General features: G+C 57.4%; 13 protein-coding genes. 12 read left to right on the forward strand and 1 reads right to left on the reverse strand.

Going from position 1 to position 22,527, the window contains the following annotated elements; all coding sequences use genetic code 11:
- Window positions 1–2: 2 nt before the first annotated feature.
- From rfbB to ACT3UQ_RS07385, 9 genes are all read left to right on the forward strand, one after another.
- Complete coding sequence (gene rfbB / locus ACT3UQ_RS07345; protein WP_444636829.1) at window positions 3–1,025, forward strand: dTDP-glucose 4,6-dehydratase; 1,023 nt, start codon at window positions 3–5, stop codon at window positions 1,023–1,025.
- Complete coding sequence (locus ACT3UQ_RS07350; protein WP_444636830.1) at window positions 1,022–2,443, forward strand: sugar nucleotide-binding protein; 1,422 nt, start codon at window positions 1,022–1,024, stop codon at window positions 2,441–2,443. The genes rfbB and ACT3UQ_RS07350 overlap by 4 nt, the downstream gene beginning before the upstream one ends.
- Window positions 2,444–2,636: 193 nt before the next feature.
- Window positions 2,637–3,650, forward strand: a complete 1,014-nt coding sequence (locus ACT3UQ_RS07355; RefSeq protein WP_444636831.1) for a hypothetical protein — start codon at window positions 2,637–2,639, stop codon at window positions 3,648–3,650.
- Window positions 3,647–4,951, forward strand: a complete 1,305-nt coding sequence (locus tag ACT3UQ_RS07360) for a hypothetical protein (RefSeq protein WP_444636832.1) — start codon at window positions 3,647–3,649, stop codon at window positions 4,949–4,951. The genes ACT3UQ_RS07355 and ACT3UQ_RS07360 overlap by 4 nt, the downstream gene beginning before the upstream one ends.
- Complete coding sequence (locus ACT3UQ_RS07365) at window positions 4,948–10,386, forward strand: PKD domain-containing protein (protein ID WP_444636833.1); 5,439 nt, start codon at window positions 4,948–4,950, stop codon at window positions 10,384–10,386. The genes ACT3UQ_RS07360 and ACT3UQ_RS07365 overlap by 4 nt, the downstream gene beginning before the upstream one ends.
- Before the next feature lie 2 nt (window positions 10,387–10,388).
- Entirely contained in the window at window positions 10,389–11,519 is a 1,131-nt protein-coding gene (locus ACT3UQ_RS07370) for a glycosyltransferase family 4 protein (protein WP_444636834.1), read from the forward strand.
- Between the two features lie 184 nt (window positions 11,520–11,703).
- Window positions 11,704–12,294, forward strand: a complete 591-nt coding sequence (locus tag ACT3UQ_RS07375) for a CDP-alcohol phosphatidyltransferase family protein (protein ID WP_444636835.1) — start codon at window positions 11,704–11,706, stop codon at window positions 12,292–12,294.
- Window positions 12,295–12,394: 100 nt separating this feature from the next.
- Window positions 12,395–13,684 carry a Wzz/FepE/Etk N-terminal domain-containing protein gene (locus ACT3UQ_RS07380; RefSeq protein WP_444636836.1) on the forward strand — a complete coding sequence of 430 codons (1,290 nt, stop codon included), beginning with the start codon at window positions 12,395–12,397 and terminating at the stop codon, window positions 13,682–13,684.
- Window positions 13,669–14,973, forward strand: a complete 1,305-nt coding sequence (locus ACT3UQ_RS07385) for an O-antigen ligase family protein (protein ID WP_444636837.1) — start codon at window positions 13,669–13,671, stop codon at window positions 14,971–14,973. Before ACT3UQ_RS07380 ends, ACT3UQ_RS07385 begins: the two co-directional genes overlap by 16 nt.
- Before the next feature lie 58 nt (window positions 14,974–15,031).
- Here ACT3UQ_RS07385 and ACT3UQ_RS07390 read toward each other — a convergent pair whose 3' ends face one another.
- A complete protein-coding gene (locus tag ACT3UQ_RS07390; RefSeq protein ID WP_444636838.1) occupies window positions 15,032–17,299 on the reverse strand; it encodes a right-handed parallel beta-helix repeat-containing protein in 2,268 nt (755 codons plus the stop codon).
- A gap of 696 nt (window positions 17,300–17,995) precedes the next feature.
- Between ACT3UQ_RS07390 and ACT3UQ_RS07395 the strand changes: the two genes are divergently transcribed.
- The 3 genes from ACT3UQ_RS07395 to ACT3UQ_RS07405 all read left to right on the forward strand — a co-directional run bounded on the left by ACT3UQ_RS07395 (window position 17,996) and on the right by ACT3UQ_RS07405 (window position 22,520).
- On the forward strand, window positions 17,996–19,192 hold the full coding sequence (locus ACT3UQ_RS07395) for a DUF1972 domain-containing protein (protein WP_444636839.1): 1,197 nt from the start codon (window positions 17,996–17,998) through the stop codon (window positions 19,190–19,192).
- A 95-nt stretch (window positions 19,193–19,287) separates the two neighbouring features.
- Entirely contained in the window at window positions 19,288–19,728 is a 441-nt protein-coding gene (locus ACT3UQ_RS07400) for an adenylyltransferase/cytidyltransferase family protein (RefSeq protein WP_444636846.1), read from the forward strand.
- A gap of 230 nt (window positions 19,729–19,958) precedes the next feature.
- On the forward strand, window positions 19,959–22,520 hold the full coding sequence (locus tag ACT3UQ_RS07405; protein WP_444636840.1) for a helix-turn-helix transcriptional regulator: 2,562 nt from the start codon (window positions 19,959–19,961) through the stop codon (window positions 22,518–22,520).
- The last annotated feature ends 7 nt before the right edge of the window (window positions 22,521–22,527 follow it).

The raw sequence follows: 22,527 nt of genomic DNA on the forward strand, positions 1-22,527 counted from the left end.
TCATGAATAAGGTCCTGGTAACTGGGGGTGCCGGATTTATTGGGGCAAACTTTGTGCGGCATCTGCTGGCGCACTCAGATTGCACCATGACGATATTGGACAAGTTGACCTACGCGGGAAATAGGGGATCCCTGTCTGGTCTTCCAGGGAATCGCGTCGAACTAGTCGTGGGAGACATCATCGACACCGAGCTGGTCGACCGGCTCGTCGCCGCACACGACACCGTTGTGCATTTCGCGGCCGAGTCGCATAACGATAATTCCTTGCGCGAGCCGACGGCCTTCGTGCGTACGAACGTCCTGGGAACCTTCGAATTATTGGAGGCGGTGCGGAAGCACGGTGCCAGATTCCACCATATTTCCACCGATGAGGTCTACGGAGATCTGGAACTTGAGGATCCACAGCGGTTCACCGAAACAACGCCGTACCAGCCTTCGAGCCCTTACTCTGCGACCAAGGCCTCTAGCGACCTGCTGGTCCGTGCGTGGGTGCGCTCATTCGGCATCAACGCCACGTTGTCTAACTGCTCCAACAACTATGGGCCCTATCAGCATGTTGAGAAGTTCATTCCACGCCAGATCACCAATGTGCTCACCGGTGCGCGGCCCAAGCTCTATGGCAGCGGGTCGAATGTTCGCGACTGGATCCACGTACATGACCACTCAAGCGCGGTGCAGCGTATTTTGGAGGCGGGCGAGCCCGGTCGCACCTATTTGATTGGCGCAGACGGCGAACGAAATAACCTTGAGGTGCTTCGCCAGATACTGGAACTCATGGGGCGCCCAACCGGAGAATTCGACTGGATCAGCGATCGTCCGGGCCACGATTTGCGCTACGCCATCGACGCCACGCCCTTGCGCCAAGAGCTCGGGTGGACACCGGAATTCCAGGATTTTTCTTCGGGGCTCGAACGCACCATCCACTGGTATGCGACGCACCGCCAATGGTGGGAAGCAAGCAAAGGGACAACCGAAACACAGTACGCTCAGCAGGAACAACTAGTGGAAGGGGTCAAAAGCTCATGAGCACTCAATTGGCAGAACTGACCGTCGCGGAAACAGCCATCCCAGGGCTCCTGATCCTTGATCTTCCATTGCATGGTGACGCTCGTGGCTGGTTCAAAGAGAATTGGCAGCGGGCCAAGATGACCGGCGCCGGACTCCCGGATTTTCGGCCCGTGCAAAACAATATTTCATTCAACGAACTGCGCGGGACCACCCGAGGTTTCCACGCGGAGCCATGGGATAAATACGTGTCGGTGGCGACGGGGAAGATCTTCGGTGCCTGGGTCGACCTACGTCCAGGGGAGTCATTTGGGGAATTGGTCACGGTGCAGGTCGGGCCCGGACAAGCGGTATTCGTGCCACGCGGGGTAGCCAATGGATTCCAAACATTGGAGGATCACACCGCGTATACCTATCTGGTGACCGAGCACTGGAGCGAAACTTCACGGGAGCGCTATAGCTACGTAAACCTTGGCGACCCGACGCTCAAGATTGACTGGCCGGTTCCATTGGCCCAAGCGATCCTCTCCGAAGCTGACCGCGGACACCCGAACCTGTCCCAAGCAACACCGGTGCCGGCCAAGAGAATCCTCGTGCTGGGGGGCGGAGGACAGCTCGGCCAGGCGCTAGCCCAGCGGGCGGCCTCCGACCAACGGCTGCATGTGCTTGCACGCGCGGAGGCTGATCTTTGCGATCCAGCATCCTTGGATCGACTTGATTGGTCCGCGTACTCACATGTCATCAATGCCGCCGCTTATACGGCAGTTGATGCAGCCGAAACCCCCTCAGGGCGAAAACGCGCGTGGCAGGTTAACGCACAAGCGGTACAGGAGCTGGCGGCGCGCTGCGTAGACCACCACCTCGGATTGGTGCACGTCTCGACGGACTATGTATTCGACGGGATGGACAAGGTCTATGCCGAAGAAAGCAGTATCGCCCCTTTGGGTGTTTATGGGCAGTCGAAAGCCGCCGGAGAGACAGCCGTCGGTTCGGTACCCCGGCACTACCTGGTGCGTACCAGTTGGGTCGTTGGCAAGGGCGCAAATTTCGTCGATACCATGACTCGCCTAGCGCATAGCGACATCGATCCTTTGGTCGTGGATGACCAGGTGGGCCGGTTGACCTTCGCCGATGACCTGGCCGCGGGGATTCTGCATCTTATCGATTCAGACGCCGGGTACGGTACCTACAATATTCAAGGCGGTGGTCAGCCGCTGAGCTGGTATCGAGTCGCCCAGGAGATCTTCGCTTTATGCGGGCAAGATCCGCAGCGTGTGGGCAGCACCACTACCGCGGAATACGCATCGACGAAATCTCCTTTTGCGCCACGCCCGGCGTACGGAGTATTGGATACCTCGAAAATTCGTGCCTCCGGCTACGTGCCGGGCGACCAATTGGCTGCCTTGAAAAAGTACGTGTCGCGGGCAGAGCAAAGGTAGTTCCGGAGCGCAAACAAGCTGTCGATGGGGACCCTTTGTGGTCGCCTTCGCTAGTTAACTCGCCCTAGCGAAGGACAAGGCAACTAGAGCAGGTAATTACGGTGCCGAATAGGTATCGATGCACACCCCAAGCGGGTAATTAGATCTCTAGAGTTCAACATGGGGAAAGTTATAGATTCTGGGGGGAATCACCATGCTATTGAGCTTTATCGGCCATCTGCATAGTAGGAAAAAAGTTGCCGAATCCGTGGCACAACAGATTTCGTGTACGAATTTTGCCTCCGGCGACATCAGCATCAGCCACGGTGATGTTGAGGCATCGTCCCGAGGCCATGAAGCGGAGTCGGTGGTACGCCAGTCGCGCACCATATTGGCGAGCCCCCCAGCTGCCACCGGCTCCTCGCCAAGGGGTGCCAAGCGACCGCAGGAACTGGCGCTCCGCGGTGCCGTCGTATTGGGGCTGGCGCTCTTCGGCATGACGGCTTGCACCGCTCAGCCGACGGAAACGCTGCGCTCGCAACAGGCCCAAGCCGAAGCCTCACAGGCCGAACAGCAACGAGCGCTGATTCCGCCAACGACTGCCTCCGGCACAGCTGAAATGGAAGCGACAAAAGCGCCGGCCAAACAAACCCCGGCACCGCAAGACGCCGCGGAGCAACTTGAGCCAAGCACGGTGCCGACCGAAGAGCCAGTGTTCGAACCGAGCGAGCCATATGAACATTCGGCCGTAGCTTATGAGGCCAAAGGCGATGGCTTGGCAACGATTACGCGTGAAGGCAAGGAAGTCTCCGCGGATCAGATGGTGCCAGTTTCCGAAAAACCTTCAAAAGGTACCGGGACGTACTCCGATCGGCTCGAAGTTTCGGTGGATCTCAAGGATCAAGGAAAGGTTCAAAGCGAGGGGCCAGGCTACTTCACCGGCGCACCTTATGCGCTGTTCACCGTGACGGTCTCGAATCATGCCGAGCAGGAACTCGATATTTCTCAGGTGCTGATCACCGCCGTCACTGCCGAGGGCGACATCGCCCAGCCGCTTTACGGAGAAGTTGAAGCCTATGACTTCAGCGGCGTCCTGGCAGCCGGCGAGAGCAAAAAAACCGACTATGCCTTCATGATTCCGCAAAACGCCAAGAGCCTGCAGCTGCATATCGATCTGGACGCAACTCATGTACCCATGATATTTAGCGCGACGTTGGACAAGAAATGAGCGCCGCTTCTGCTCTCCTCGGTCGCTTGCGCGGTGTCGGTACGGCAACCATTGCCCAAGCCACGCAGTCGGCTGCGGCTTTTACCGTGACGATGCTAGCCGCAAGGCTCCTCGGGCTCGAAGCGTTGGGCCTATTTTCCATCCTTTATGGCGCATTCATATTGGCCACGGGCATCGTCTCGGGATTCGTGGGCGACTCGATGATGGTCCTGGACCGCTTTAGCTCGCGCATCCGGGCCGCGCTCGTTGGCTGGTTTGCCGTGCTTACCTTGCTGGTTGGCGCCGCCAGCTTCGGCTTCAGCCTGGCCGGAACCGAATTCACCGTGGGTGCCGCTGCGCTGTACGCGCTGGCTGCCGTCAGCTATGTGGCGGAGGATCTGGTACGCCGAAACCACATGGCTACATTGACCTTTGGCCGCATCGCGATCATGGATTTGGCCGTGCTCTGCTGCTCCGCGGCGGTGATCCTCGGGATTTTCTGGCTGGGCACCATCCGGATCGAGTCCTTCCTCATAGCAATCATCACGGGGCAGATCGCGGGGCTGCTCGTGGGCTGGTTCACTCTCCCTAGCGCAGAGCGGCAACCGGTATCCGGCCCGGCAGCCTGGCGAGAAGTCGCGAATTATGGTTCCTGGCGGGCAGCACTACAGGGGCTGCGCCCGGGACAGCTGACGCTCACCCGGCTGCTGGTCGTCGCGGTGATCTCGTTGACCGCGGCCGGATCGCTGGAAGCCGCACGCATTTATGCGGCCCCTGCGATGCTTCTGGTTTCGGGAGTCTGCTCATACTTATTCGCGTCCATGGCACGAAACGTCTCCGACAATTTCGGGCAGCAATTGCGCGTCACCGATCAAGCGGTGACGCGACTGGTGCTGACCACGGTGGCATGCACCGTCATCGGCTTGCTGCTGCTGCCATGGGGCGGGCCGCTGATTACCGGACATCAGCTGTCGGGCATCGCGGTATCCGGTTGGCTCATTTACTCCATGGCCGTGGCCATGGCCACGCCTTACGGCTTGTTGGCTTCGGTGCTCGAAAAAGCCCGGGCAGTTTTTGTGGTGCGTTTGTTGGATAGCCTCTTGTCGCTCGTTTTGGTGGCAACAGTAGTTCTCGTCACCGGTGACTACCGGTGGGTTCCCTGGGCAGCAGCGCTCGGCGCGCTCGCCGGTGGCTATACGATTCGCCGCTGGGTACTAGGTGCCTTAGTTCGTGAAATGCAAGTCTCGATTAGTAACAGGAAAGGAACCGAAGTGCCTCGTGAAGCCGGTCCAACTCCTGAGAAAGAGGATCGGTTCTCATGAAAACTCTTGTTGTGGCAAAGCACCGTGTGGCTCGGGCATGGAAAATATTCTTGGCTATGTTCTCGGCTTTCGCAATGCTCACCCTAGGCCTGGTGGCAGTTCCGGCGGCTTTAGCGGCCGAACCGGAGGCCGAGCTGCCACAGACGGTGAGCTCAGACTTCATAGCGAGCCCGCAGCTCAATGGCGTCGCATGGGACCTTCGCGTGCGCGGCGACATTGCCTATGTAGTTGGCTCGTTTACCCGTGTGCGTCCCAGCGGTGTGGCCGCAGGCGGGGCTGGTGAGGTCGTACGCAACAACGGGATGAACTTCAACATCACCACCGGGCAAATCCTTGATTGGAACCCGAACTTCAATGCTCCCGTGCTGGACATTGAATTCAGTCCCGACGGGAACATGTTCTATGCCGGTGGCCAGTTCAGTGCCGTCAGCGGACAGGCGCGGAGCAAGGTAGCGGCCTTTAATACGTCCAATGGCTCCTTGGCCCCCTTCAACGCCAGCGTGGGCGGAAGCATCGAAACCCTGGCGGTGACCAGCGACGCCGTGTACATCGGTGGATCTTTTAACAGCGTCTCAGGGCAGAGCCGGAGGAACCTTGCAAAACTCTCGCGCAGTGACGCTGGGTTGCAGAGCTGGGCTCCGGTGGTTGACGACATTGTGCATGGAGTGATCGCCACCGATTCCAGCGACAGGGTCATTGTCGGCGGACGCTTCCAGACCCTGAACGGTACGCCAAAAGTTGGCATTGGTGCGGTGCACAACGTCTCGGGCGACATGCTGCAATGGAATTCGAATCCACTGCCGGCGCGAATCAGCGACAACCAACGCGCATGGGTCGTTGACCTGAAGCTTGAAGATGGGGTCATCTATGCGCCCAACAACGGCATGGGTTGGCACTGGTTCGACGGACGATTCGCAGCCTCATATGAAACAGGTAACTTGATCTGGTTGGACAACTGCTACGGTTCAACGTCCTCGGTCAGCGTGATGGGAGATATCCTCTATTCCACCCCGCACGCCCACGACTGCAGCTCGGTCAACGGGTTCCCGGAAGAGTCCCCGATGATCTGGAAGCGAGCCCTGGCCGAGACGATCTACCCCACGGGCGTGGACCAGACGGCACCGTCGAATAATTCACCGGTGAGCAACCAGCCAATACCGACGTTGCTGCACTGGTACCCAGCGGTGAATACCGGCTTCTACACCGGCCAGTATCAAGGCGGCTGGGCCATGGACAACAACGGCGAATACCTGGTTATGGGTGGAGAATTCACCCGGCTGAACAACACCAACCAGCAAGGTCTGGCGGTCTTCCCGACGCGATCCAACACAGAGAACCGGCGCCCGGAATACACCCCGGAGCTCAAGCCTTCGGTGATCTCCCAAGGCGCCGGAAACGTGCGCGTAGCCTGGCCAACCACGTGGGACTATGACGACGAGAAGCTCACCTATGAGGTGCTCCGCGACAATTCCCTGACCGCCTTGGATTCCCAGGACATGGAATCGATCTGGTGGAAGCAGAGCTCCCTGGGCTTCCGTGACAGCAGCGCGGAAGTTGGCAGCACCCACACCTACCGCATCAGGGTCAGCGACCCTGCCGGGAACAATTACATCGGTCCACGCTCGGATGCGGTAACCGTGGAAAACGGCAGTGCGCATCCGCTCACCCAAGCATTGCAAGATGCGGGTGCCGTGGATCACTATCCGTTGAACGAAACCTCGGGAACCGTCGCCTATGACCACCGCGGATTCGTTGACGCGGATGCCACCGAAGAACTGGCCCTGGGGCAGGAAGGAATCATCGATTCGGACGCCGCGGCCGGATTCAACGGGCAAAGCCTGTCGACTCGAAGCACCACCCCGGCGCCGGACACCTTCTCCACTCAAGTCTGGTTCAACACCACCTCGACAAGCGGTGGCAAGCTGATGGGATTCGGCAACAACCGGACCGGGAACTCGAGCAGCTACGACCGGCATGTCTGGATGGACAATTCAGGTAAATTGCACTTCGGTACCTGGCAAGGCTGGGCCGCATTGGTGTCTTCAACGGAAAGCTACAACGACGGGGAATGGCATCAAATGGTTGCCACCCTCGGCGCGGAGGGCATGACCTTATCCGTCGATGGACTTCCAGTGGCGCAGCGCTCAGATGTCACCAGCGGGCAGGTCTACACCGGCAACTGGCGCATCGGACAAGACAACCTCAACGGCTGGCCAAACCAGCCTAGCAGCACCGCGTTCACCGGAAGCCTGGACGAAATTGCGATCTTTGATTCGCAGCTGGATGCCGAATCGATCCTGCAGCTATTCCAAGCGACCGGTCGCACCGCAGACGTTCCGGAACCACCGGCCGATGCCTATGGGCTGAGCGTTTATGGCGATGACCCTTCACTGTATTGGCGTTTGGATGAAACGAGCGGAGCAACAGCGCAGGACGCCACGATTTTCAAGATGGACGGGAACATCGATTCCTCGGTGAATCTGGCCCAGCCAGGCATTCTCGAGCCCGGCAACTCCTTCGGCTTCGGCGCGGCAAATGCCGCGGTGGTGGCCGAAGCACCGGTGAGTAATCCGAACGTGTTCACCACCGAAGCGTGGATTAAGACAACCACGGATCGGGGAGGCAAAATTGTCGGTTTTGGCAACGCGGCCTCCGGGCTGTCCTCCAGCTACGACCGGCATGTCTACATGCGAAATGACGGCACCCTGCTCTTCGGCACGTATTCGGGAGTGGAGAACGTGGCCACGACCACCGAAAGCTATAACGACGGCAATTGGCATCACGTGGTGGCATCCATGGACAGCGACGGCATGAAGTTGTACGTGGATGGTGCTTTGAAGGCCACCAACCCGCAAACCACAGGCCAGAACTACAATGGCTTCTGGAGGATCGGCGGCGACCGACTCTGGTCCGGAGCATCCTCGCAATGGTTTGACGGGCTCATCGACGAGGTGGCCATCTACCCCCGGGCGCTGAGCGGTAGCGAAGTAGATGAGCATTATTCCCTCGTCGGGGCGCCAAATACGGCACCCAGCGCAGCGTTTGAACACACCGCGCAAGGCCTGAACGTCCAGTTTGACGCTTCGGATTCGGCCGATACCGATGGCAGTATTACCGAATACGCGTGGGACTTCGGCGACGGCACCACCCAAGCGGCCAGCACCGAAGGGATCACCCATCTCTACACGGAGGCAGGGGAGTACACCGTCACGCTGGTCGTCACCGACGATCGTGGAGGCAGCGCCACCACAAGCCGCCAGGTAACCGTTGAAGAACTGCCGCAGCCACCGGTCGCGGTGATCACGAGCGAGCAAACCGGACTGAGCGTCTCGCTCAACGGCGGTGAATCCACGGATCCGGACGGCTCAATCACCGGCTGGCAGTGGGATCTCGGCGACGGGAGCGAGCCGCAAACCGGCGAAACCGTGAACCACACCTATGCCGAAGACGGAAGCTACACGGTGACGCTGACCGTCACCGATGACCAGGACCTGGAGCACACCGCCACCACCCAACTAGTGGTTGCAAACGCGGCGCCGCAGGCGGCCATGCAGGTCAGCCTGGACGCGCTTGACCTGACGGTGGATGGCTCTGGCTCCTCAGATGCCGAAGCCGGCAGCCTGAGCTATGCCTGGGACTTTGGCGATGGCAACAGCGCTACCGGCGCCACCGCGGAGCATTCCTACACCACCGAAGGGAACTACCAAGTGGAATTGGTGGTGACCGACGAGCATGGCGCTACCGATAGCACCACGCAGGAGGTCATCGTCCAGCTAGCCAACGTGGCCCCGGAGGCCTTATTCGACAGCACTATCGATGAACTGACGGTTCAATTTGATGCGTCGGCGTCCAATGACTCGGACGGAGAAATTGTCGAGTACGCCTGGGACTTCGGGGACGGCCAGACAGGCACCGGGCCAACCCCGGAGCACACCTACGCGACGACCGACGCCTACGGGGTGACCTTGGTGGTCACCGACAACGACGGCGCGACGCACAGCCTCACCTCGGTGGTGCAGGTTTTCGCAGCCGAAGCACTGGATCCAAAGGCCGCCTTTACCTCGACAACTGAAGGGCTGGTACTTTCGGTAGATGCCACGAGCTCTTCACCGCCGGAAGCTGGCGGCCCGATCACCGGCTATGAATGGGACTTCGGCGATTCGGCAAGCGCAGATACCGTCACCGCCATGCATACCTATGCGCAGCCCGGTACCTACGAGGTAAGCCTGACTGTTTACGCGGGGGAACGAAGCAGCCAGATCACCCAGACGCTCAGCATCGGCGCGGAGCAAGGACCAAATCCACAATTCAGCACGCAGCTGAACGGGCTGGCCCTGGAAGCAGATGCTTCGGCAAGTACCCCAGGCGACGCTCCGATCGCTGAATACCAGTGGGACTTCGGAGATGGCAGCACCGGTAGCGGAGAGCAAGCCAGCCACCGGTATGCCGAAGACGGAGAATTTACCGTCACGCTCACGCTGGTAGATGACAATGCCGCTACGGCGAGTACCAGCAACACCATCAATGTCGCCAATGATCTGCCGGTTGCGGCCTTCAGCGCCACGGTTAATGCCTTGACGGTGGAACTGGATGCCTCGAATTCTGCGGACCCCAATGGCGCGCTGGAATCCTATGCCTGGAGTTTCGGAGACGGGACTGCCGGCAGCGGAGTGCACGCCACCCATGAGTACGCCGAGGATGGCGAGTACGAAATCGCCTTGACGGTCAGCGATGAGGACGGCGCAGAAAGCACTTTGACGCAGACGGTTCAAGTCGAAGGGGTCAGCACGCCCCAGGTACTCGCCCGTGATGATTTTGACCGTTCGGTCACCGACGGATGGGGATCCGCCGATCAGGGCGGAGCCTGGGCCACGAGCAGCAGCAATTCGAACTTCCAGGTGGGCAACGGCGTCGGTCAAATCCGCATGGCGAGTCCGAGCAGCGGACCGCGGATCTACCTGCCGGTGGAAACCCGGCAGTCCGAGCTGAGCGTGAAGATCAGCCAGGACAAGAACTCAACCGGTGGCGGCGTGTATCACTACGTGATGGTCCGCGACGTGGTCGGAGTCGGCAGCTACCGGCTGAAGCTGCGCACCCTGTCCAACGGGAACGTGGCAGGAACCTTCGAGCGGGTCCTGAACGGATCGGCCAGCACGCTGACCGCGGAAACCGTGATTGGCCAGGTTGCCGGCGGAGCCAACGAACAGCTGCAGGTCAAGATCCAAATCACCGGATCCGATGACACGATCCTGCGCGCGAAGGTCTACAACACCGGCGGCAGCGAACCAGGTGATTGGCAGATCATGGCCAATGATTCAAGCCCAGCCCTGCAAACCGAGGGCCGTTTTGGCCTTGGCGTGTATCTCTCCGGCTCGGCATCCAACGCGCCGATCGAGGGTTCCTTCGCCGATCTGCTAGTTACGGAGGTGCCATGACCATGAGTGGAAACCGCCCGAAGCTCCTGCTGATCCATTCCTCGGATGAGCTCTACGGCAGCGACCGAATCCTTGTGCAAGTGGTCGATGCGCTCCGAGAGGACTTCGAGATCTTGGTTTGGCTGCCCACGGATCGCCAGGACGGCAAGCGGCGTCTGTACCATATGCTCCGCGATCAGCAGGTGGCCGTTGAACACGTGGATATGCCCATTCTGCGCCGGGCTCTGCTGAACCCGCGTGGACTGGGCCGGATGCTGCGGCTCGCACCGCGGATGCTCAAGCTGATCAAGGCGGCCCACGCCGATCAGGTGTACCTGATGACCAGCGCGTGCTTATTGCTGGCGCCCCTCGCTAGGCTCGCCGGAGTTGCTAAGGCGACGGTGCATATCCAAGAACCGTGGGGAAGAGGCGAATCGCTCATCCTGCGCCGGCTGGCGCGCTTTACCCAACAACGCATCGCGATCTCTCGGATGGTGGCGCAAAGCACCGGGTTTGCAGAGCAAGAAGTCTGCGTGGTCAACAACGCGGTGGCGCGGCTGAACCCCGCAAACCCACCAAGGAAGCTGCAGCTTGAACGAGACGCGGGCGAACGCCCGAGCTACGTTGTGGCCAGCCGCTGGGTGGAGCACAAAGGCCACGAAACGTTATTGCGTGCGTGGGAGCAAGCCGAATGTCCTGGGTTCTTGTATGTCCTGGGCTCCGCCCCGGAAGGGCCGCACGGTGTGGACATTTCGGCGCTGGTTAGCCGGCATGTGTCCAAGCCGGAAACGGTGAAGATTATTGGGCAGGTCGACAATCCGCAAGATTGGTTTGAATCCGTTGACGCAATGATCCTTCCCACCGATACCGTCGAGGGATGCGGACTGGTCCCGATCGAGGGGTTTCGGCATGGGAAGGCGGCCATCGTCTCCGATTCAGGCGGTCCAGGAGAGGTGGTGAATCACGGAAAGGATGGGTGGATCTTTGCCACGCGAGATGTTTCAGCGTTGGCACAGATCCTGCGTAGCAACACCAAGGACGACCTTTCGGCTTTGGGGGCCGAGGGGCAACGAAAATACGAAGAAAAATACACACCCGAACGGTTCAAAGAAACCATGAGGGAAACAATGTCGGGGGTTCTGTCGGGACGATAGTTCCGCAGAAACTCCGCAGGCAGGGTCATTGGGGGACTCAATGTTGCAAAATGCTGGGGGATACCGTTGGGCGTTGACGGAATTAAACCAACGCCAGAAAACTTCTAAGGGAGCACCGGCGTACTCGCGGTATGTCAACCGTCCACTGGGGAGAAGGCTCGCAGCCCTCGCCTATAAATTGAATATGACTCCTAACGGAGTGACGGCGGTCAGCGCTCTGTGCACGTTTAGCGGCATTGCGCTGATAGCAGGCCTCGCGCCGAGCTGGCTGCAGGGAATCGGTGTTGCAGGGTTACTGGTCCTCGGTTATGCCTTGGACTCGGCAGACGGGCAGCTAGCTAGGCTTCAAGACAGTGGTTCTCCGGCGGGCGAGTGGCTGGATCATGTGGTTGATTCGATTAAGACGGCGCTGCTGCATCTTGCGGTGCTGGTAAGTTTCTACCGTTTTACCGACCTAGACCACCGCTGGTACCTAGTGGCCTTGAGCTTTCAGGTTGTCGCCTGCGTGCAATTCTTCGCGATGATTCTCACCGATCAGTTGCGCCGGCTCAATCAAGGGACCAAAACGCATTTCTTGCGGGGCTCGGGAAAATCCTCACCGCTCTATTCGCTTGCGGTGCTGCCCACCGATTTCGGCTTGATGTGTTTGGTGCTGGGACTGATGTTCTGGCAGCCGGGATTCCTAGTCATCTATTCGCTCTTGCTGGTCGCGAACTTCGCGTTCATCGTGCTGGCACTGGGCAAGTGGTACCGGGAGGTGCGTTCCTTTGACTAAGAGTGCAGATGTCACGGTCCCGTCCTCGGTTCCCACGCCCAGAAGGCCAATGCGCGAAATTTACCGCATGGATCCGCACTTTTCCACAGGAACGCAGGCCATGGAACTCAATGACTATTTGCGGGTGATTCGTACCCGTTGGGTATGGATTATATTGGCCACCGTGATTGGTGTTGCGGTGAGCTTTGGGATCACCTCGATGATGGCTCCGGTATACAAGTCCAAAGCCAGTCTCTTCATTCAAGTTGAATCTCCGGGCGATACCTCCTACGCGCGCAGCCAATTCGCCCTGCAGCGCGTGGGGTCATACCCGCAATTGATTAACGACCCGCTACTGATCAATCAGGTAGTGGACGAGCTGGATCAAGAACTGGATTTCCAGTCGGTTAAGTCAGCGTTGAGCGCCACCAACCCGAGCGAGACTGTCCTTGTTTCGGTCACCGGTCAGGCCGCCGATCCACGGCAAGCAGCGGATTTGGCAAATATTGCCGCTACGGTGCTTGCCACGAATATTGAGAAACTGGAAAACGTCAATCCCAAGGAACTGACGGTTACCGCTCAGCTTTCGGTTCGTGCCACCCCACCGATCGATACGATCTCACCACGCAAGTCGCTGAATTTGGCTTTGGGACTGGTGACCGGGTTGAGCTTCGGACTGTTGCTGGCGATATTAGTGGACCGGATCGATCCACGGATCTTGCGGGTCAAGGACACCGAGCGGATCATCAAGCTTCCCGTATTGGGGGATGTCTGCCGGGAACAGGGCCACGGCCAGCACGGCAATCGACGAAAAGCAAATGGCTATCGTCAGTTGATTTCAAATGTGCTGCTCGCCAATGACGGGCACCTGCCGCAAAGGATATTGGTACTCAGCGCCAACAAGAATTCCGAATTTGATGCCGAACAATTTGCGACAGCTCTGGCCAGCATGGGAAAAAAGGCGGTAGTGATCTACGGAGACGAGCAAGAATTCGCTCAGCGGGATGATGCGGTCCATGAATTTGGGGTGACGGAGGTTTTGACAGGCCAGGCGAGCCTGAACACCGCCGTGCAAGTTCGTCATGAGATTCCCATGGGGGTGCTTCCAGCTGGCGCCAAACAGCCTTCGCTGCGGAAGTTTGATGTGGTCTCGCAACTCGAATCCTTGATCTCGGAGTTGGAAGCGTCCTATGACGTCGTGATCGTGATGACGACCATGGATACCGAACCGATCGATGGAGCCGCGGTGGCGTTGCATTGTGATTGCGTATTGGTCACTGCAAAGCTGAAGAAAACAACCTATGGCAAGCTCAAGGCGGTCATCGAAGATCTTTCAGCGGTGCGGGCCGGGGCTACCGGACTGGTGATGACACGGCACACGGCAGGTGGCTTGCGATGGCCCAATCGATAGTCTCGCGTAGCTCGATCACCGCGCAGTGGAGATCCTTAGGCGCCACCGCTTCCAGGCCGGACGGCCATTCTTCGGTTCCGGGTGTATTCCACCTCATCGGCATCTGCTTTCTAAGTGTGGGTTGCGTCGTCGCGTGGAGGCAAGGAGCATTCTTTACCGGCGGAATGGACCCGGTGGTGGTGCTCAAGGCTTTGATGCAAACCGTCGCTTTAATATGGGCTTGGCTGGTCTCTAAACGCCATGGGGTTCGGTATCCGTTGGGCATTCGCAGCTTGAACTTTTTGTTCTTGATCTTGCTGATCAGTGTGCTTGGTGCACTGGCCGGTGGCAACCTCATGGCATCGGTAGTCATTGCAGTGCGCATTTTCATGATGGCGCTGACCATCGTCTTGGTGATGCGGTCTTTTTCCACCGCGCAAACCCTGCTGGCCCTGTGTTTATGCTTGGCAATTATCGGTGCGGTCAGTTCTTTTACCGGCCTGGCGCTGGGTGGAGGTGAGCGTCTTTCAGGCGGGATCCCGCCATTGAGTCCAAATGAGATCTCACTGCTCACTGGCCTACCTGCCTTGGTGCTTTTGCATGAGGGCTTGCGGGCACGAATCCACTGGTGGCATCTGGTGCTGCTTGCGCTACTGGTTGGTCTGTTGTTTCTCTCCGAATCACGTACCGCGTTGATCGGGGCAGCCGCAGCAGCCGGCATCATGCTCCTGCTGGTGAGACGGTTCCCCATTCAAACGGTAATTACCGCGCTCGTGGGGATACCGGTGATGCTTTATATTGCGTTACTGACACCGGCTTTACGTAATATCGTGCTGCGCGACGACAGCGCTTCGCTGCTGACCCTGAATTCGCGCACTATCAGCTGGTCAGTGGTGCTGAACTATCCGTGGGATTCGTGGGAACGCTGGATCGGTTCGGGGCTCAGCATGAAAACTATTGAAGTTGAAGGCCAGTACTGGGAAGAACAGGTGTTCGACTCGTCATGGATCTCATTGCTGGCGCAAAGCGGGATTGCAGGAACGGCGATAGCGGTTCTGTGGATCTCGAGCTGCGTGATGATGGTTTTGTCAACAGCCAAACTCCGCACGCTGTTTCTCCCGCTGCTGACATTCGTCTTGGTTCGTTCATTTATGGAGAATGGGCTGATTGACGCTGGGGCGATGTTCCTTGTATTTTTTGTCCTTTCGCTGAGCCTGGAACGGCCCAGTATCGCCCAAAGCCTCGATTGGCAAAAGTGCGGGACCTTGGATATCAGAGATACACCAGCGCAAAAGATGCGGGAGAAGTAAAATGGTGGCGGAACCAGAGACCTGGATCCGCCACCAAAATATGCGGGGATTGCTTCGCTTAGCGCGAGTACGCTCCCAAACGCTTGCTTCCGGCATTTTGTTCGATGAGGGAAGCAATCGATGAAGGCAGTGCCGTAGCCTTGCTTGCTTTTCCGCTGACCGCAGACGTTGGCTGGTGGTCACTATTGAGCACCGTGGGCGCGGTCACCTCAAACGAGGAAGCATCTTGTCCCTCGGCTTGCTGGAACGCCGCCAAGGTTGTGTAGACCGATGGGTTGGCTGCGGCATTGGACCAGACCGATGACCAGCGAGGGTTCGTGCTGCCGGTGCGGTGATAGGCGTTGGAATCCAAAGTAATCTGCATTTGCTCTGCGGTGAGCTGCTTGGAATAGTCTTCAACCGCCACGATCGCGTTGCCGCCGCCGGTATTGGACAGCACGTTATTCTTCACGGTGACGTTCTTGATCACCCACGGCATGGTTGAGTCAGGGAATGACTGGCGCGGGTCATGGCCCGCATCTGACTTGTTTGCGCCGCGACGCTTATCTTGCACGATGTTCAACACGCGGTTCTTCCCGCTAATAGTGTTGTTCCAGATAGCGACATCATTGGTGTTGTTCAGCTTGATGCCGTTTCCGCCATTACCGATGATCCGGTTATTCGCTACGGTGGCCTTAGCTGAGATCTCCAGGGACAGGCCATGGCCGGTGTTGCTGATCAAGTCATTGTTCAGAATCATCGAATTGTAGACAGATTCATCGATCCACAGGCCTGGTCCACTATTGTTCTTCATCACGGAATCGGTCACGGTGATGTTGCGTGAGCGGGTGATTTTCAGTCCGCCGGAGACCGGGGATGAGTTGAACCGCTCGATGTTGTTCGATGATGCATTCAGCTTGCTCACCTTGAGGCCGTCGGCATATACAGCATTCATGCCCAACATGCCCGACCGCTGAATCGTGACATTGGAAACTTGGTTATTGACCGCGCTCACGTTGATTCCGGTGGTCGCCGAATCTTCCACAGTAAGGTTCTTCAGCGTGATTCCCGGCTTCTCTGCCGTGACCGCTCCCATATCCGGTACGGAGGGAGCAAACTTGCGCACATTGATTCCGTCGACGCTCGAACCCTCCGCCCTAACGCTCAGGGCTTTAACTAACGTGCTCGCCTGCACTCGCTTGCCTTCGGGGTTCGTTCCCAAGGTGAGTTTGTTTCCGGCCTTATCAACGTAGAAGGATCCTGCCTTCACCGAGGCAAGGGATTTGACCTGTTTTTGGCGCACCCCATCGATCCACACCTGTTCTGGATGAGCGGCCATAGGGTAGTTGTCGTTGACGAATCCCCACGCTTCTTGCGTATTGTCCTCGGCACCGCGCGTGTACGTTGGTGAAGAGTCGAAGTCATATTTCCAGGCGGTGCTGTATCCGTTGGAATTGCTGGTGAACCCGTTCAAGATGGACGAACCATCAAGCCAAACTTTTTCACCCGGGTAGCTGCGCAGGTGCAGTTTTTTCCCCTCAGGAATTTTGAGGGATTCGTGGTAGCTTCCAGCACGAACCACGACGCTCTGTCCTGCCTCGGCCTGAGCGACTGCAGCACCAATGCTGCCTAGCGGTGACTGCAGGGTTCCTGCGGCACCGGAACTTCCCTCAGGGGATACATACAAGGCACCAGCCGGGAGGTTCTGCTCGGGGCTAGGAGTCGGCGTAGGCGTTGGTGTAGGGTTCGGCGGCTCGGTCTCCTGCATCGGCGGGAGGTCAACTTCCAGCGGCTTTGCCTCAGCAAGAGGCAGGTCAAGCTCTAATGGCTGCGCCTCGGCGACCTGTAGTTCCGAAGCCGAGGCTGCACGCAGATTATCTACGTGGATCCCCGTTGATTTGGTGGCCGCTGCCGATAGATACCCGCCGATACGCAGGCTGCCAGCGGTAGCAATAACTGAAGAACCACTTTGCTTGGAGTTGATCTGCCACTGCGGAACGGAATCGCCAGAGTAGGCACGCGCCTTGAGCGTAGGGGTCTTCGCTCCGGTTACCTCGAATTCAATTCGATAAGCCTTACCGACGGTCGCTTCCGAAGCAATGAGGTGCGAGTCGATCACTGTCTTCTTGCCGGCAATGGTCTTCGAGACTTCGAGGGTGAGCTTGCCCGAAGAGGTCAAACGCAGCGAAGATTCGTAACGCGAGTCGGCCGAGTGGCGCAGCCCCAAGTGTGCGTAGACAGAGCCAGACTGCGGGAGGGAATCAAAAGAAACGTCAAACCGTGCAGAGACATTCGCTTCCTGCACCGCGCTGGTAGCGTAGCTGTTTTTCCCTGGCAGGATCTTCATGGAACCGACGCCCTGAGAGATTGAGAAGCGGCTGGCTGCGTTTAGCGAATAGGACGACCCGACATTGGGGGTTCCCCATCCGGAGGCGCGCGACCTGTCCATGGAGTCGACTAGGAAATTCGTCGCGGCGCTCGCCGGAGCCGCGGAGTTTGGGAGAGGCGCCAGCTGGAAACTGGTTGCTAGCAGGGCGCCTAGAGTGGTGGCGACCGCAACATGTCGCAGAGCCTGAAAGTTCGAGGCTGGACGCATGGTTTTGTTCGTGGGGGATTGGTTAAAAGGGGGACGCAACAAAGAATATTCCTCGTTGTGCCCGCCGCGCTCCCCAGCAAATCGACGTGGCACCTGATAGGTGTGTAAAGACGTGTAAAAATGCAGATTCGCGCAAAACCTGCAGTAACGAGTCTGCCACGATAAGCATCGTTATGTAAATGTGACATTCGCCAGTAGGGCCAAAAACAGCCCTAGATTTCGCCGATCAAATGCACTAACTGACGCCTTAGAGTAGCCGTGCGAGTAGTTGCGAACCGAAATGAGTAGTGCACTACCCATGTGTCCGAGTAAAACGAACCATAGTATCGGAACCTAGATCAGCGCACAGATTGACGCGGATTGTGGTGCATACGTGGGGACGCATCATCACATTATTTCCGCGTTGGGGGAACTTGTGCTGAGTACGCATGACTATGGGGGAATGCAATGCTGGGCTCGAAGCGCCACGAAAATGATTCGTCGCTAAAAATTTCACTGATCGGTACTCGGGGAGTGCCGGCCAGATATGGCGGATTTGAAACCGCCATCGAAGAAGTCGGTCGCCGGCTGGTGCAACGTGGGCATAAGGTCACCGTGTATTGCCGCGGTGCTGAACCTGACGAACGAGAATCCATGTACCTAGGCATGGAGCTTGTACATTTACCTGCATTGAAGAAACGCAGCTTAGAAACCTTGAGCCATACCGCGTTGTCGGTCGGGCACGCGATGTTCAACCGTCCGCAGGCGGCTCTGGTGTTCAACGCAGCGAATTCTCCGTTGCTGCCACTTTTGCGCATCGCTCAAATTCCGCTGGCGACCCACGTAGATGGTCTGGAATGGAAACGAGCCAAATGGGGGCCGGTTGGACGGCGCTACTACTTGATCTGTGAACGCCTGGCCGTCTGGTGGTCCCAGGCGTTGATCGCGGATGCCCGAGGGATCGCTGATTACTACACGGAGAAATTCACCGCTGAAACGAGGCTGATCACCTATGGGGCACCGGTCATTGCAGATAAACCGGCACAGCGAATTGCAGAGCTTGGCCTGGAGTCCAAGCAATATCATGTTGTGGTTGCGCGTTTTGAGCCGGAGAACCATGTAGAGATGATCGTCCGTGGTTATGCGCAATCTGGGGCGAAGCTTCCACTGGTGGTCATCGGCTCCGCACCATATGCGGAGGAATATACCCAACAGGTCCATGCCGTGGCCAATGATCAAGTCAAATTCCTTGGCGGTGTATGGGATCAGGAACTGCTAGACGAGCTTTACGCCCAAGCATTGGTCTATTGGCATGGCCACTCGGTGGGAGGCACCAATCCGTCCCTGCTGCGAGCCATCGGTGCAGGCACCGCGGTGAACGCATTCGATGTGAACTTCAATCGGGAAGTTCTTCTCGACTCCGGTAAGTTCTTCGCCAACTCGGCACAGGCTGCCGGGCTGTTCAATGAAGCCGAATCGAACCTGGACGATATCCAACATCGTGCTGGCCGCGCCAGGCAGCGAGCTAAAGCCTATGACTGGGATATGGTGACGGATGCCTATGAGTCACTTTGCATGGACCTCGCCGGAGTTGGCAATAATGCTGCCCAGCGCAAAGGGAGAAGAGCCGGCACCTTCGGGAGATCCCGACTTCCCGTGCGCTGATTTATAGCCTCGATGGCAGCGCGAACCATCGGAAGAAGCAGCCATATTGACAAGTAGAAAATGATTGCACACAGAGTTTCTTGGGGGAAACAATCATGATAGTCGGTTACGCAGCAGGTGCCTTCGACTTATTCCACGTCGGTCATCTCAATATCTTGCGTCAGGCAAAATCTCGCTGTGACTTTCTCATCGCTGGCGTAGTTTGCGATGAACGAGTCGAACTGGCCAAAGGGTATCGGCCGGTCATTCCGACGCAGGAGCGCGCGGAAATCGTTGCGAACATTTCATACGTGGACAAGGTGTTTATCGAAACGAGCGAAAACAGGCTCGATACGTGGGCCGAAGTCGAGTTTGATGTGTTCTTCAAGGGAGACGACTGGAAGGGAACCACAAAAGGTCGAGAACTCGAACGACTCTTTTCGACGGTGGGTGTCCGCGTCGAATATTTCCCGTACACGATGCACACGTCCAGCACGAAACTTCGCACGGTATTGGACACGCTATCTGGTGCGTTGCCAGGCGCCGTGCAGGCTTGAAATATTTCAAGCAGTCCTGTGGATGGAGTCAAGGTTGGTTGAATCGGACACATTTTGGACGGCAAAAGGAAAACATCGAGGAATCATGAAATAAATAGGGTAATTCAATACTATTTTGTGAAATATGGGCCCATCTCGTTGGACGGGCTATAGACTAAGTTGTTAGTTCGCGTAGGAAATTCTTTGGGGGAATTTCCAATCTGTACAGCGCGGGTTCTTTGGGGGAACAAGTGAAAACTGCAGGAAAAATTGGGGATTACTCGTACGCGGAAGGACATACCGGCAAGACTTCGGTCTCTTCCGTTGTTGAATGGATGGCAGCGCGGCTGCAAGGTGCACTCGCTGCGCCAGGGGCCTGCGGTGCCGTAATAAAAATGGGCGTGCATGCCCAGTATCAAAGGCACATAGATCAGGCCATCGATCACCTGCCTGGGTCGCCAGAGGCGGTCCGAGTCTCGTGTAGCAAATTTTCGCAAAAATTGGGCCTCGGAGCTCTCTTATTCTTGGTGTCTGGCAGCTCCGCCACCGACTTGAGCAGCGACACCGAGGTTTTTCATGCGCTCAAGAGACGCTTCAGCGCCCAAGCAACGCTGACGCCAATCACCGTGGTCGCGGAACATGCACACCTGATGGATACGCGCAGCGAGCGTGTACTCAGTCGATTGGTGGCTTCCGGAACCATCAGACTCTTACTTCTCACGAATCACGCTGAGCAGCTTGGCCCTACCTTTCGGTCACTTTCACGACAGCAAAAGCTACCGGTCTTCAACGAATACCTAACCGGACGCGATGAGCTTGGCGACTACCTCGAACGACGGCTGGGAACGAAAATGTCTCCCAGTATTGCGGCGCATTACTGGGCAGAAACCAGAGGTTCTCTGGACAGGCTCGCGTCCATTGTCGAATGCGACTTGGCCGTACAGCGGCTAAGTCTCGAAAACGGTAGTTGGGTTCTGGATCCATCACGGTCGGATGAAACCTTGCAAGAATGGTCAAATTCGGATGAGTTTGTACAGCTTGAGACAAAGGAGCGCGAATTGCTGGTCCGGATTGCGGGTCAACGTTATCTGTTGGCCAGCGATGTGGCACGGGACGAGGAGAGTGCACGTTCTTTAGCGCGGCTATTCATGCTTGGGCTGGTAGAGAATATGGCAGCCGGACGCATAAGCCTCAAAGCTCCCTCCCGGCAACAGCTGATTGCGGAGCAGCGCCCGGTGCATTACGGATCGCCAGTCGGTGAGACCGGGCCTTGCCCAGTTTCATATGAGATCGAAAGAATTGCCGCTGGGCACCACCTTGGCGCGATCGAAAATTTGGAAAGTACTACTTATGATTCCAAGCATCAATGCGACGTCCAGGACTGCCAGTGCATCCGTGACCTTGCTATCTATAGCGCCAAATTGGATATAGATGATGTTCCGGGCGCACAAGCAACCCTGGATCGGACGTTTCGTGCGAAGACCGTCCACGGGACAGCGGGCCAGACCGTAGCCTTCGAATTAGAAGTGCAACAGTGGTATCTCGATATACGAGCCGGAAAAATACCACAGGTTTCTTTCAACGATGACTCCGCAGCAGGCACCCTAGCCTGTCTTCATGATGCGCGGTGGAAAGATGAATCAACACGGATCATCGGTGTGCTTTGCGTTGCCTACAACTGGCAGCATCGTGGACTGTACACCGGAAGCAAGCGCTTGGTACGTTGGGCACTTGAGGCGTTTGAAGGAAGTGAATTTTTCCTCCGTGATGAGCGTTCCACTTTGTGGATGCCGCATATTGTGTTGCTACTGAGCTACTTATCCCTATGTCACCAAGACTGGCGCGCGATGGACCGTGTCGATGAGCTACTTGCTCGTGCCGAACATCCGGATGCGACCGCATCCGGATTTGCGGCATATTTCGGTGCATTGCGATTGTTGAACCACGGAGAAATCAAGAAATCCCAAGACATCCTCTCCGTGCTCTTCACCCCAGAGCGAGGGACCGCTCCGCGGAATATGTGGGACTCCTATCGAGAGGTTGAAGGAGTGCTTCTCGCAATGGACGGACGTTTGCCGAGCAATGAAATGACCGCCGCAAACGCTGATCATGATTTTGATATAACGACCGTGAGTCATTGGAATGCCGTATATACGCGCCTGCTGCAACGTGCTTTTCAGGATCCGGAAGAATCCTTATTCGTGGATCTCCATGTGTACATCGATCGCCTGCTTGCGAATAGCCAAATTTTCTCAGCTACGCAAGCTGTAGCCCTCTGCCTGAGCCTAGGTAGGCCCGTGCAAGAAGCACACATGCAGCACATAGTGAAAACGGAGGATAACGACTACGTCCACGCGCTTCAACTGCTTAATAACGCCATCGAGTCCGCCGACGAAAATGCAGTTGTTGAGCACTCTTGCAACTTAGCCAGTCGCGGTCTTTATTTTCACGCCGCGCTGCCTCTGCAACGTATCGACAGAGGCAAAACGGTGCTCCGCCGTAAACTCCAACGTAGCATCGCGAACCTCGCCGCCGCTCGAAAAGATCAACCGTTTGGGGTTCGCCAGCGGCAGAACGCAGCAGTGAGCAACGGGGAGCACGATCAGTGGTGCGCACCGCTGACCAGTCGTGAGCGCAGCGTTGCGGTGATGGCTGCGAAAGGTTTGAGAAATGCCGAATTGGCAGAACATTTTGGCATTTCGGTACGCACCATCGAGGGGCACCTCTATCAGATCCAAGTGAAGCTGAACCTGAGAAATCGTCGAGAGCTTCGTGACCTAGTGGCCAACGAACCCCAGGGGAGGTTCAAATGACGTGCCC

This window comes from Glutamicibacter sp. AOP12-B1-11 (assembly GCF_052379245.1).
GTDB lineage: Bacteria > Actinomycetota > Actinomycetes > Actinomycetales > Micrococcaceae > Glutamicibacter.